Genomic DNA, 12457 nt, shown 5'->3' with positions numbered 1-12457 from the left:
AAATGAAAATCCAACAAGTAGAAATTTTTGCAATCCATTTACCACTTATTGATCCATTTATCATCAGTTATGCTACATATGATACGATGCCTTCTATTATTTTGAAGGTTACGACAGACACAGGGATTGTAGGCTACGGTGAAGCTGTACCAGATGAACACGTAACAGGGGAGACGTGGGAAAGCACATACGCGCTATTAAAGAACCAGCTTGCTCCTGCAATCATTGGAGAAAATCCAATGGCCTTTGAAAAGCTTCACGATAAAATGAACAAAGTAGTGAAAGATGTCCCAGCGGCAAAAGCAGCGATTGACATTGCTTGTTTTGATATTGCAGGGAAAGCGTTACAAGTTCCAGTGTATCAACTACTAGGCGGACGTTATCATGAGAAATTCCCGATTACCCATGTATTGAGCATTGGAACACCTGAGGCAATGGCAGAAGAGGCAGCTAATCGAGTAGAAATGGGCTATCAATCATTTAAAATGAAGGTAGGAACAGAGGTAACTCGTGATGTTGCTCGTATCAAAGCGGTGCGTGAACGAGTTGGTGAGGACATTGCAATCCGTGTAGATGTAAACCAAGGGTGGGGCAATGCATCTACTACATTACAAGGTTTACGTGCATTAAAAGATCTGAATATCGATTGGTTAGAACAGCCAGTAGATAGTGAAGATATTGATGGAATGGTAGAGGTGAAGTCAAAATCTGATGTTCCATTAATGATTGATGAAGGACTTCGTGGTGTACGTGAAATGCGTGAAATTATCGCAAAGCGTGCTGCAGATAAAGTTAATATTAAATTAATGAAATGTGGTGGCATTTATCCTGCTATGAAACTAGCAGTTATGGCTGAAATGGCAGGCATTGAATGTCAAATCGGTTCAATGGTAGAATCATCCGTTGGTTCAGCAGCTGGCTTCCACGTAGCATTCTCTAAAAAAATAATGACAAGTGTAGAATTAACAGGTCCATTAAAGTTCTCTAAGGATGTCGGAAACTTACACTATGATGTTCCATTTATCTGTTTAAATGAAAACCCAGGATTAGGTGTCGACGTAGATGAAGAAATCCTTAAAGAATTATGTAAGTTCTCAACAATTGTAACAGACTAAGGAGGCGGCGAAATGGAGAAAATTTATGAAGGTATGCTTGGGGAAACGCCGTTTTTTGTTACAACATTAAACCTTCAACATATGCAAGAAATTGAAAAATTGCAGCTTGAAGTTTATGAATCATTAGCAGACCAAAGTATATTACAGCCATTAAGCACGGAGGAATTTGACTATATTTTAAGCGGCAATGGCATGATGATAGGCGCTTACATAGGGGAGGAGTTAATTGCCTTTCGTGCACTATTGAACCCACCTGTCGATGAAGAGCACCTTGGCTATGACTGTGAGATTGGCGAGGATGAATTTCATAAAGTTTTATACCAAGAAATATCGAATGTCTCACCGACATACCGTGGCTACGGATTACAAAAAACATTAGCCCAAATTGTCATGAGTCATATCGATTTAGCAAAATATGATTATGTATGCTCAACGGTCAAGCCATATAATATCCCTAGTTTAAAAGATAAATTTTCTCAAGGATTAGTCGTAAAGGGATTAAAGATTAAGTATGTAGATAAGCTACGATATATTTTTTATAAGGACTTGCGACAAGAGCTACCAATCTTTACAGAAAAGAAGTCGATCTCAATGGGGGATACAGTTGGTCAGCAACAGCTTTTAAAGCAGGGGTATACAGGTACTTATATGTATGAGGATCAAAATGATTGGTTCCTCGTTTATGAAAAATAAATAACAAAAAAATCCTTACCTTGTAGGCTAAAGAAAAATATATAAATTAAGGTGTATCAATAAACAATGGTTGATTTTCACTCCGAGTTGGCGCTTTCCGCGGGCTTGGCGGATGTCACATAATCGGAACGGAGTTCTTTGTGCCAGCACAAAGCCGATTCCGGACGCAATTATGCCGAAGCATAATTGATTATCCTCGTCACTACGTTCCTGCTGGGCTTTCAACGCAAGCTGATCTAAAATAGACTTATAGCCACGATAAACAAACAAAGCCATGTAAAATACAATAAAGTTATTTAATTTTAAAGGCTCAAACAAACACAACCCCGTTCTGAATTAGGACGGGGTTAAAAATAGTGTCGATTAATTTTCGAGGTAGGGTATTTAACTATACTACATTAAAGTAGTTTTTTTAGTTATTAGATTTAGAATTGATTATTTCTCCATCAGTTGTTTGGACCACTAGCGGCTCGACAATTTTTTCTAGGCCTATCTCTATAAATGGGAGCCCCTCTTTTGCATTTCCTTTATCGACAACTTTAACTGTAATTTCAGTGTTCCCTAAGGTCTTTACATCTTTTACTTCCAGATGCATTCCTTCATATTTCTCGCCTAATTGGATATGGATTTGTTTCATTCCTTCAGAAATCGTAGATACCTCGTAGTAGGAGGAAGTATCGTTACCAGCCTCTATAACGCCTTCTTCATTGACACAATAACCTTTATTTGAAGTAATCGTCCAACCAATAATAGCAAAAATAAGGACTGGGACTATCAATAAGATCGATTTATCCACTTTATTAAATTCAGATTGTTTTATACCTTTCATGAAAGGAAGTAACAACGTCCCGCCTATGGCAGCTGTCAAAATGCCTACTCCAATAATTCCGAAACCCATCCCTTCAAAGCCTCCCACTTTGAACAATCCATATAGGACAGTAAGCACAGCAATTAAAAATGTCACAATTGGAGCCAAGTAGAACTTTCCAGTTTTTTTCAAAGCTATTAAAGTAAAAAGGAAAATACTTGCCCCTAAAATGAAACCAACTAAAACTATCATTCCCAATTCGTACACCCCTTGTATTAATAGAAAATCGATATCAGTGTGTCTAAAAAAAATATAACCCCTAAATCAAAAAGAATTGAGAGTATAACCCATCTTTTGGTGAAAAAGGTCATCGTGAATACTGATAAAAAAATAGCTGCTGGGAAATAGAACATGAAAGTGGCACTTTTGATATATTCAATGGCCGCATCAGCAGACAGTTCCCAGTTGTAAAAATGAAAAGAGGAATATAGGATATAAAATAAAATGAGAGCTCTAATGGAAATAAATAACCATTTAAGGCCGTGATTAAACTGAACTAATTTCTTCAATGGCTTTATTTCTACTTCTTCGCTCAATTCTAACATCGGATAATTTCCCTCAGCTAATTCATTAAATAATTGCCTACACTCATTGCAGTCTTGGATATGTTCCAAAACTACTTCTTTAGTTTCTTGTTCTAACTCATCAAATACAGAGATTAACTCCCGCGAAAGAATATGAATCTTTTGGGAATCCTCCATCTTTTTCACCTCTTTCTAGCCATCTGCTTTCTCATCCTAAATATTTTGGACTTTAATGTAGGGATAGGTATATTCAAAAGTGCACTTATTTCTTGGTAATCATAACCATAATGAAACTTTGCTAAAAAAATGGCCTTATCACTCGTCGATAAATAACCTAAAGTAGTTGTAATTTGGGAATTTATGATTGCCTTTGATTCGGGTGTTTGATTATCAATTAATAAATTTTCAATTACACTTTCATCATGAAACAGCTCGGGTTTTCTTTTTTTGTAATGATCGAGAAGTGTATTTTTAGCTACCTTTACTAACCAACTTTTCATATAAGTAACTTCTTGAATTTTTAATGGATCTGTTAAGATTTTTGCAAATAACTCTTGGATGATGTCATCGGCTACGTCATAGCTTTTAGTTAATCCAATTAAAAAATTCCGCAAATATGTGTAATGCTCCTCGTAAATCTCTTCAATCACCTCAAATGGATTTTGATTAATCATTTTTATCCTCCGTAAGATATCGCGCACTAAAGAGACGACTCAGATTGGAAAAAGTTTTAATTTTTTTAGTAATAGTAAAAAAATAGTAATAGCTACAAAAATAAAAAGAAGAATCCAGTTTGAATAAAAGATTGATCAACATGGATTCTTTTTCATTAATATTTTTAATGTGAGGGGTAAGACTTTTTTATTTCATCGGACAAAAGCCACAAGCCATTAAACCAGGGATGTCTTTAGAAAAACAACATGATTTTCGTACTGGGACGTTCACTAAATTAGTGGGGCTTTGACCTCCCGTATATTGGGCCCACCAAGATTTGTTGGAGAAACGAGCCCATGTTTTAGGGTCCTCTAAAGTTTCAATATCCTCCATCGCTTGATCAGCAAGACCGGGATTAGAAAGCAATATATGATAGTGCCATAGTAAATATCCAAAGAAGTTTTCCCAAATAGTGAGAGGGGAAATAGATGTTACTTTACGAAGCTGCTGAACGATAACATGCCCATCATATAGAATCTTCTCAATAACGGCTTGACGTTCTTCCTCCTCGACATAGCGCCAATCGTTTGGGTTAACAAACATGGCAACTGTAAAACTGTCGAATTCTTTTGCCGCATCAAAACGAAGCTCGATCGGTTTACCGTTCCACACCTCATCATAGGCGGCGAGCATGTAAAGTTGCATAGCAAAAAACATACCGTAGCGGCGTGCAAAGTGAGAAATAGCGGCTGTTTCCGTTGCTGCATCTGTAATACCCATCATCAAGTTTAAAAAATCAGGATGGTAAAAGTCCTTATGTATATCAGCTAATGTAAATAATGTCCGCTTTGGTTCTGTCGTATAAATGCTATAGGAATTCAATTGTCGAACTTGATCCATCGTTAATGCTGGCATGGTCATCACCTTTTCTTTCAATCATTATTAGGTTTATTATAAATTAATCATTTTTGCTTCACAAATGGATTGCAATATAGTAAAATACATTAAACATATCTGAAAGGTAGGTTTTTAAATGTCACAGCCTCATGCAATTCCAAGACCGCTCGTTCGACTCAATCAATGGACGATTTTTGTAAGCGTCATTCTAACGTGGATATCAGGCGTCTTTTGGATTTTAGCAATTCCATTAATAGCAAATTTACTTGGTGTTTTATGCAATTTTAATCCTATTATTCGAGTAGGGAAGCTGTTTCTAAAAAAAGCGCCATCTACATATATACCAGAGGATGCGCAGCAGCAAAAATTTAATTCCAGTATTGCTAGCTTATGTTTAGCAGGTGGAATTTTAGGTTACTGGCTTAAATGGCAGGTAGTTGGCTATATCTTTACGGGAATGGTTGCTGTAGCTTCATCAATAGCAATTGCAGGCTTTTGTATAGGTTGTTTTCTACATTTTCAGCTAAAGCAATGGCAATATCGTCGTTCACTGAAGAAGGCATTGTGACATAAATTTCTTTCGGAGGAAAGAAATTTAAAAAAACTTTAATAAATTTTCAGATTACTGTTGACTTTTTAATTGATAATGATTATCATTATCGTATAAAGATTATTCCTCGTCTACAATACAGTGTAGAGAGGATGAACTTTAGCTACTTTTCTCCAGAAGTTTGCTAGTTCATGATAAAGCGCTCCTAAAACCCCCCTCATTTTTTGGGAACGTAAAATCTCTCGACGACTCATTCCATTGTGACTGAGTCGTCTTTTTTTGATCGAAACCGCGATTGTTCCGATAAAACGAGATATTATTCCGATAAAAGCTGAAATTGTTCCGATAAAATGAGATTATGTTCCGATAAATCTTCAAAGTATTCCTTTAAAAATGAACTCAACCCTAATGTACATTTAACTTCTAATAATTATACCAAAAATTACAATTTAATATATAATATACCTTAAAAAAGAGGGATGATTATTTTATGCTTTATATTAGAAACTTCGAAGGAGATAAAAACGAGTTTGAGTTCTTTTTAGATATGTTATATGAGTCTATTCATATTGCTGAGAATAAACCATCAAAAGAAGCTTTGCTCAACGCATCTGGCATAAGAAAATATCATGTAGGTTGGGGGAGAAAGGGAGATAAAGTGTTGATTGCTGTTGACGCAGAAAATAAATCCGTTGGTGCAGTCTGGTATAGGTTGTTTAATGACAATAATAAAAGCTATGGTTATATTGATGGCAATACGCCTGAAATAGGAATGGCTGTTTCGAAAGAAGTAAGAGGAAGAGGGATGGGAACTTTACTGATGCATAAAATAATTCAACAAGCAAAGGATGAAGGATACAATACCATTTCACTTAGTGTAGACCTCGAAAATGACACGGCCATTAATATGTATCAAAAACTAGGCTTTAAAGATTATGAAATAGTAGGAACATCTAAAACAATGATATATAAGTGCCTTTAGAATAAAAAAAGTACACTACATTTAGTAATGTACTTTTTTAAATTTCCAATCTTTCAGTAGAACTACTACTAGGAACAGCACTCTTTTTTCCTAGTATCATCGTATAGTAGCTATGTAATAGCATGCCAACAATGATGACACCTAGACCCGTGAGAGCAATTGGATTTGGGAATGCGATGCCGAGCAACAATACTTCACCAATAATGACAAAGAGTATTTCAGTTGATTGTGTTGCTTCTACTGCTGCGAGCTTGCCTTGATGATTGCGAACGCGGTCAGTCGCAATGAAAAATAAAGTAGTGGCGATGACACCAGAGCTTATACCTACAAGTAATGATTGTATGACTTGGCTACTTGAAGGGAGCCCTACCGTTGCCATTGCATAAATAGCTAAAATGATCCATGCGGGCATCGAGGCGATGGTCATCCCAAGAACTCGTTGATATGTATCGATGCGTCCGCCACAGATTTCCATCATTTTTCGGTTACCGAGAGGGTATGCAAAAGCAGCGATGACAACAGGTGAAATGCCAAGCATTAAACTTTTAAATGGAACAGATTGTGCCTGTGGTACTTGGATAAGTAAAATGCCGACTAAAATGACACATGAAATTAGTAATGAAATAAGTGGTATTTTTTGACGTACTGTTTTACCGGCTACTACTGAAACAAATAGGGGAGCGAGTAATACGCCAGCGACAATTGTAAATTGCCACGTTCCGGAAACGAGCCATCCTGGACCGAATGCTGCTGCAAATGTCAGTGGGGCATAGAACAATACGAACCCAATAAAGCTCCAAAGAAGCCAACCTACAGGCTGTGCTTTCATTTCACCTGATAGTTGAGAAAAGCCTTTTCTATAGAAGACGATTGCTAGTAAAAACGGTAGCATAAAGAAATAGCGTAGGGATGCGCTCCATAGCCAGCTACCGCCCTGCATTTCCATTGCATGATTCAATATAAATGTAACGGCAAAAAAAGTGAGGCTAAAATGCCTAATGCAATTTCTTTCAATACAGTCACCTCAAAGTCCTTTGTGTAATTTGAAAATTCAGTCACCTGTTTATAAAAAATATGAAGAAGGGGGTGAACCCTTCTTCGTTACTATTTTCCTTGTTGTTCAAAGAGCTGTACGATTTCAATAATAACTTGTGTTGCTTTTTCCATTGTTTCCGCAGATACATATTCGAATTTACCGTGCATATTTTCGCCGCCTGCAAAAATGTTTGGTGTTGGTAAGCCCATGTAAGAAAGCTGTGAACCATCAGTACCACCACGGATTGGTAATGTAATCGGAGTAATATCTAACTTTTCCATTGCTGTGCGTGCAACGTCAACGATTTCTTTTACAGGTTCAATTTTTTCACCCATATTAAAATATTGATCTTCTATTGTAATGCTTAAAGCATCTTCGCCATATTGCGCTTTAATTTTTGCTGCAGCCTCAAGCATTAATTGTTTTTTCGCCTCGAATTTTTGACGGTCATGATCACGGACGATATAAGTAAGCTCAGTATGTTCAATCGCACCGTTAAAGCCCATTAAGTGAATAAAGCCCTCATAGCCGTCCGTTTTTTCTGGCACGGCATCGGTAGGCATTTCATTTTGGAAGGCGATCGCCATTGTGATAGCATTGATCATTTTATTTTTAGCAGAACCAGGGTGTACACTCGTACCTTTTGTCACAACCTTTACACCTGCTGCGTTAAAGCTTTCGTATTGTAGCTCGCCAAGTGGTCCGCCATCCATCGTATAAGCATAGTCTGCTCCAAAGGCAGCTACATCAAATTTATGAGGCCCGCGACCAATTTCTTCGTCAGGCGTAAACGCTACACGTAATTTACCGTGTTTAATAGAAGGATTTTTTACTAGGTACTCCATGGCAGTCATAATTTCTGCGATACCAGCTTTATCGTCAGCGCCTAATAATGTCGTACCATCCGTTGTAATTAACGTTTGACCTACATAATTTTTAAGCTCAGGGAAATCTGCTGGCGACATCGCTAGATTTTCATTTAGCTGAATCGTATCACCATCATAATTGTTAATGCGCTGTGGATTAACGTTTGTACCAGTGAAATCTGTTGTAGTGTCCACATGTGCTAGAAAACCAATAGTAGGCACATTTTTATCTGTATTTGCTTCGAGTGTCGCAAATAAATAACCATTTTCATCTAATGTAATATCAGTTAAGCCTATTGCAGCTAGTTCATCTTTTAGTACATGCAATAAGTCAAATTGTTTTTGAGTTGAAGGAGTTGTTTCGCTTGTGAAATCAGATTGTGTATCAATTTTTGCATAACGAATTAAACGCTCGATTACTTGTTCTTTCATAAGTATGGCCTCCTAGTGTGTATGTTTAACTTCTTTCAGCGGGTGTCCAAACATCCGCTAGCCTCTGGTAAATGTAACGGAATTATACCGAGGCATAATTGATATTATTGTAACACTTTACTTCGGATTTCGGAATATTGAAGAATGCTTAACGCAATTAGTATTTGGGCACCGTAATAGGTCAACATAATTACCTCGTGTGAAAATGGTAAGGGCATAACAAACTTGTTAATAGCTAAATAGGAATCTGATGAGATAAATAGCAGAGCCCCAATCGTTGCAAATTTAGAACCTGTTCGAATCGCAGTCCAACCCATCGTTAATATGACCGAAATATAGGCAATGACCGCGATACCAAGCACGACTTCTCCTGATGAAAATACCGTACCTGCAATCCACAAAGCCATACTTACCCCATAAACGAGTAAGACAATCTTCGCCCAAGTAGGTACTTGTCGTTCATTAGTAGATAAGAAGGCGAAAATATAAAAAATATGCCCGATTAAGAAGCTTGATAGCCCAATTAGAAACCACTGTAGCGTATAATCACCGATCATACAAAATACAAGTCCGATAATAATCAGTAATTGATACTTTTTAACGCCTGAATTTTTGGGTAAAGCCGCTAAAATAATGATTAACAGCATTGGTATGACTTTAAAGATAAGTATCAAGCTTTCTGTAATATGGGAAAAGAAAAAAATATAATAAAGACCAAACAAAATAATACATGTTAATAAAATTTTTTTAGACAAATTTCTCATCTCCTTTTCTTTGAAATTCTTTATCTATGTCAGAATTTCCTTTATTCTTTTGTAAAGGAAATCTACAAAGGGGTTTCTATACTCATCGTATGAATGAAACTTTTTTAGTATGTAGCCGTAAATAAGTGGACAGTAGATAAGAGAGGGTGAACGAAATGACCAAGCTATTAATAGCTTCGGCAGTGATTGGATTAATCGCGAGTGTTTTATTAACACCGCTTATAACGAAAAAGCGAGAAGATGGATCTAAAAAGGTAATTGGATACTTCTTTATAGGTGTATTTGTACTAGGATTTTTAGCTACTAGCATAACAGTTTATGTGACAAAAATGGATGTAAACTGGCTTGCTTTTTGGCCTGCTATTATTTTATTAACATTAGGCGGGGCGCTTCTTGCAAGTGGTATCGAAAGAAAAATAAAGGGTGTTTTATTTTTAGCTAGTTTAGTTGTTGCGGTGTTTGTATTATCCGCACCTTTATGGAACGCGAATGAAAAATTTGAATCAGCTGAAATGAAGGAAAAGGTTGAAATAAAACCATTCGATGAAACACAAACCCCAGCTAGTGTGCCTCCTAAATTTGCACGTAATAAGATGAAAAAAGCGTTCGGGCAAGTACCGAATACTAGTTATTACGAGTTAGGGCGCTTACAAATTCAAAAAGTGAATGGCGAGTATGTTTATATAGCACCAGTTGAGTTCTCTGGTTTCTTTAAATGGTTCAATGGAGGAACGACTCCTGGTTACTTTATAATGAGTGCAACGGATTCAGCGGATAATCCTAAATTTGTTGAGCAGGAAATGAAGTATGTACCGTCTGCTTATTTAAACTCAAATTTAGAGCGTCATATACGTTTGCAACATCCATTCCTTATTTTTAGCGGAGATGTTCAACTTGAAATAGATGATGAAGGTAAGCCATATTATATCCGTTCATATGGTGAATTTATTTCAGCACGTAATGGCTTCGACGTAAAAGGGATCGTGCTTGTAGATGCGCTATCAGGAAAGTCAGAAGTGATCAAGCTGGAGGATGTCCCAGAATTTATTGATGGAGCGGTTTCTCCAGAGACAGTAAGTTTACAAAATAGTTATTTCGGTAACTATGTCCACGGTTTTTGGAATAGTAAGTTTGGTAAGAAAGATGTGAAACTTCCTTCAGATGAGGGAACAGAGGCAAATGTTAGCCCAATTTTTGATGAGAAGGGCGATATGTATTATTTCACAGACTTTACGAGCCCTAAAGAAGGTGTCGATTCAATGCTTGGCTATTCGTTAACAAATGCCCGAACAGGTCAAGCAACTTATTACACTGGAAATTTAGATGCTTCTTATATGGATTCACAAGGTAACTTGCAAATTATTGAGAAGAAATTTATAGAGAAGAAATGGTCTGGAGAAATGCCAGTGTTGTATAACTTTTACGGTGAGGCTAGCTGGCTAACTGCGGTGCTTGATTCAAATGGTTTCTTACAAAATTATTTCATCGTATCTGCGGCAAATCCTGAAATTTCCGTTTATGCGTCAACTCCTAAAGAGGCTTTGAAATTATATAAAACAGCCTTAAGTCGCGGAGGAAGTACAGTAGAAGGAAGTTCACAGGCAGAAGAGAAAAATGTAAGTGGAAAGGTGCTTCGCGTATACAAGGAACGTCTTGGTGACTATACAGTTGTATCATTATTACTTAATAATGGAGAAAATTATTTGGTAAGCTCGGAAACTGAACCACTTGCGATTTATTTACAAGAAGGTGATGATGTCATTCTCACTTATGGTGATACAGGAGAGCAGTTCTTACCAGTTCGATCAATGATTATTAAAGGTTTAATAGACGAAAATAAATAAAGAAAATCAATTTCGCCTTGGCGTAATTGTTGCTGTCGCTTCGCGTTCGCACAGATAAACAATGCGTCCGGATTTTGAATTGTGCTTAGGTCTGCACGAGGGCCGACACGATGTCGGTCATTTCGGTAATGCCACAGGACGTGGCGCTCTTAGATTGAGTCCCTCTATTTCAGTAGGTGTCTTTGCAGCATTTGAAAGGAACCATATCCATATCTATCTCATCACCTTTAAAAGTGGGATTCTTCAACTGAATGAAGAAAAAAGACGATCAAGTAGTAATGCGCTACGAAGATCGTCTTTTTTATGTTGGTTGAGATTCCATATAATGAAGCATCTTTTCCTGGTGATTTGTATAAAGAGCTTTGGCATGATCGTTTAACGCAAATATTTCATGAATATACCCTTGGAGTAATTTATGTTCATATTCAAAAGTATGCGAATCTTCGCTTTCTACTATATGCGTTAATAAAAGTGTATGTAACACAACGACTTCTAAATTTTGTGTATTTGTAATGAATTTTAAGTTGAGGATGGTCGTATGAGAAACGAATTGATTGACGTAATCAATAGCATGCTTATAAACTGCTAAGTCGATATGTGGTTCAAGTCGTTTTCTTAATAATGTACAATTATTATTTAAGTCTTGGATTTTTAAAAACAAACCTCTAACACTTCGCTTATGTTGTTGTTCTAATGTACGAGCAAGATCTTTGTTCATATAGGACATTTTTACATAACTCCTTTCCGCATAGTGGTCATCTATTAGTATTAATGGAATTATATCAAAAGGAAAGAGTCTTTTTGTTTAATTTATATTTACATTTAACTTCTCTTTCAAAAAGTCGCTCACTTCTAAACGTGAAAAAAACAATGTAATTTCTCATTTAATCACCTTTCAATAAGTATGATTTAGTTGAAATGCTTAAGAATTAAACTGAAATTAAATCAATTATTATATAGGAAGCTTTTCAATGAAATGAAAAAGTATAAATTTTTATCAGAAAAAGTGTTGACCTTTTTGAATTATGGGTGTAATATTATACAAGTCGTTAAGATAACTACTGAAAACAACATCTACTTTAAATAAATTAGTTGTTGACATCGAGTTTGCGGCATGATATTATATAAAAGTTGCTGCTGAGAAAACAGCAACGTAATGAACCTTGAAAACTGAACAAGCAAAACGTAATCAATAAAGTTTTTAGTAACTAACCTTGAGTTGGTGAACGAAA

At 36.4% G+C, this 12457-nt stretch carries 13 protein-coding genes and 1 pseudogene; 5 read left to right on the top strand and 9 right to left on the bottom strand.

The features are described 5' to 3' along the window. Positions 1 to 2 precede the first annotated feature (2 nt). On the top strand, positions 3 to 1115 hold the full coding sequence (locus ABNX05_RS22930) for a mandelate racemase/muconate lactonizing enzyme family protein (RefSeq protein ID WP_349661806.1): 1113 nt from the start codon (positions 3 to 5) through the stop codon (positions 1113 to 1115). A 12-nt stretch (positions 1116 to 1127) separates the two neighbouring features. Next, positions 1128 to 1808 (top strand): GNAT family N-acetyltransferase, encoded by a 681-nt coding sequence (locus ABNX05_RS22925; RefSeq protein WP_349661805.1) that lies wholly within the window; start codon positions 1128 to 1130, stop codon positions 1806 to 1808. A 27-nt stretch (positions 1809 to 1835) separates the two neighbouring features. On the opposite strand, the gene ABNX05_RS22920 is transcribed toward ABNX05_RS22925, so the two are convergent. The 5 genes from ABNX05_RS22920 to ABNX05_RS22900 all read right to left on the bottom strand — a co-directional run bounded on the left by ABNX05_RS22920 (position 1836) and on the right by ABNX05_RS22900 (position 4769). After that, positions 1836 to 2126: a hypothetical protein gene (locus ABNX05_RS22920; RefSeq protein ID WP_349661804.1), complete on the bottom strand. Its 291-nt coding sequence runs from the start codon at positions 2124 to 2126 to the stop codon at positions 1836 to 1838. A 94-nt stretch (positions 2127 to 2220) separates the two neighbouring features. Continuing rightward, on the bottom strand, positions 2221 to 2868 hold the full coding sequence (locus ABNX05_RS22915; RefSeq protein ID WP_349661839.1) for a YesK family protein: 648 nt from the start codon (positions 2866 to 2868) through the stop codon (positions 2221 to 2223). Between the two features lie 23 nt (positions 2869 to 2891). After that, positions 2892 to 3377: a hypothetical protein gene (locus ABNX05_RS22910; protein ID WP_349661803.1), complete on the bottom strand. Its 486-nt coding sequence runs from the start codon at positions 3375 to 3377 to the stop codon at positions 2892 to 2894. 5 nt (positions 3378 to 3382) lie between these two features. Beyond that, on the bottom strand, positions 3383 to 3874 hold the full coding sequence (locus ABNX05_RS22905; RefSeq protein WP_349661802.1) for an RNA polymerase sigma factor: 492 nt from the start codon (positions 3872 to 3874) through the stop codon (positions 3383 to 3385). A 187-nt stretch (positions 3875 to 4061) separates the two neighbouring features. Next, on the bottom strand, positions 4062 to 4769 hold the full coding sequence (locus ABNX05_RS22900) for a Fe-S oxidoreductase (protein ID WP_349661838.1): 708 nt from the start codon (positions 4767 to 4769) through the stop codon (positions 4062 to 4064). Positions 4770 to 4887: 118 nt separating this feature from the next. Between ABNX05_RS22900 and ABNX05_RS22895 the strand changes: the two genes are divergently transcribed. Then, entirely contained in the window at positions 4888 to 5319 is a 432-nt protein-coding gene (locus tag ABNX05_RS22895) for a DUF4395 domain-containing protein (RefSeq protein WP_349661801.1), read from the top strand. A 472-nt stretch (positions 5320 to 5791) separates the two neighbouring features. After that, on the top strand, positions 5792 to 6283 hold the full coding sequence (locus tag ABNX05_RS22890; RefSeq protein WP_349661800.1) for a GNAT family N-acetyltransferase: 492 nt from the start codon (positions 5792 to 5794) through the stop codon (positions 6281 to 6283). 37 nt (positions 6284 to 6320) lie between these two features. Here the strand turns inward: ABNX05_RS22890 and ABNX05_RS22885 are convergent. The 3 genes and pseudogenes from ABNX05_RS22885 to ABNX05_RS22875 form a co-directional block, all read right to left on the bottom strand. Beyond that, a pseudogene (locus ABNX05_RS22885) lies at positions 6321 to 7297 on the bottom strand (DMT family transporter). A 90-nt stretch (positions 7298 to 7387) separates the two neighbouring features. Beyond that, on the bottom strand, positions 7388 to 8617 hold the full coding sequence (pepT, locus tag ABNX05_RS22880) for a peptidase T (protein ID WP_349661799.1): 1230 nt from the start codon (positions 8615 to 8617) through the stop codon (positions 7388 to 7390). 104 nt (positions 8618 to 8721) lie between these two features. Further along, a complete protein-coding gene (locus tag ABNX05_RS22875; RefSeq protein ID WP_349661798.1) occupies positions 8722 to 9381 on the bottom strand; it encodes a lysoplasmalogenase in 660 nt (219 codons plus the stop codon). 155 nt (positions 9382 to 9536) lie between these two features. Here ABNX05_RS22875 and ABNX05_RS22870 point away from each other — a divergent pair, with 155 nt between their 5' ends. Continuing rightward, on the top strand, positions 9537 to 11225 hold the full coding sequence (locus tag ABNX05_RS22870) for a hypothetical protein (RefSeq protein WP_349661797.1): 1689 nt from the start codon (positions 9537 to 9539) through the stop codon (positions 11223 to 11225). Between the two features lie 301 nt (positions 11226 to 11526). Here the strand turns inward: ABNX05_RS22870 and ABNX05_RS22865 are convergent, their stop codons facing one another. After that, positions 11527 to 11952 (bottom strand): hypothetical protein, encoded by a 426-nt coding sequence (locus ABNX05_RS22865; protein ID WP_349661796.1) that lies wholly within the window; start codon positions 11950 to 11952, stop codon positions 11527 to 11529. Positions 11953 to 12457: the final 505 nt, after the last annotated feature.

Source organism: Lysinibacillus zambalensis, assembly GCF_040183165.1.
Taxonomy (GTDB): Bacteria; Bacillota; Bacilli; order Bacillales_A; family Planococcaceae; genus Lysinibacillus; species Lysinibacillus zambalensis.
Note: the sequence above shows the minus strand (reverse complement) of the source record. Positions and strands in the feature narration are given on the sequence as shown.

Coding starts and splice junctions, on each gene's coding strand:
- ABNX05_RS22910 (WP_349661803.1), bottom strand. CDS start 3,377: ATGGAGGATTCCCAAAAGATTCATATTCTTTCGCGGGAGTTAATCTCT.
- ABNX05_RS22865 (WP_349661796.1), bottom strand. CDS start 11,952: ATGTCCTATATGAACAAAGATCTTGCTCGTACATTAGAACAACAACAT.
- ABNX05_RS22895 (WP_349661801.1), top strand. CDS start 4,888: ATGTCACAGCCTCATGCAATTCCAAGACCGCTCGTTCGACTCAATCAA.
- pepT (WP_349661799.1), bottom strand. CDS start 8,617: ATGAAAGAACAAGTAATCGAGCGTTTAATTCGTTATGCAAAAATTGAT.
- ABNX05_RS22925 (WP_349661805.1), top strand. CDS start 1,128: ATGGAGAAAATTTATGAAGGTATGCTTGGGGAAACGCCGTTTTTTGTT.
- ABNX05_RS22915 (WP_349661839.1), bottom strand. CDS start 2,868: ATGATAGTTTTAGTTGGTTTCATTTTAGGGGCAAGTATTTTCCTTTTT.
- ABNX05_RS22905 (WP_349661802.1), bottom strand. CDS start 3,874: ATGATTAATCAAAATCCATTTGAGGTGATTGAAGAGATTTACGAGGAG.
- ABNX05_RS22875 (WP_349661798.1), bottom strand. CDS start 9,381: ATGAGAAATTTGTCTAAAAAAATTTTATTAACATGTATTATTTTGTTT.
- ABNX05_RS22930 (WP_349661806.1), top strand. CDS start 3: ATGAAAATCCAACAAGTAGAAATTTTTGCAATCCATTTACCACTTATT.
- ABNX05_RS22870 (WP_349661797.1), top strand. CDS start 9,537: ATGACCAAGCTATTAATAGCTTCGGCAGTGATTGGATTAATCGCGAGT.
- ABNX05_RS22890 (WP_349661800.1), top strand. CDS start 5,792: ATGCTTTATATTAGAAACTTCGAAGGAGATAAAAACGAGTTTGAGTTC.
- ABNX05_RS22900 (WP_349661838.1), bottom strand. CDS start 4,769: ATGCCAGCATTAACGATGGATCAAGTTCGACAATTGAATTCCTATAGC.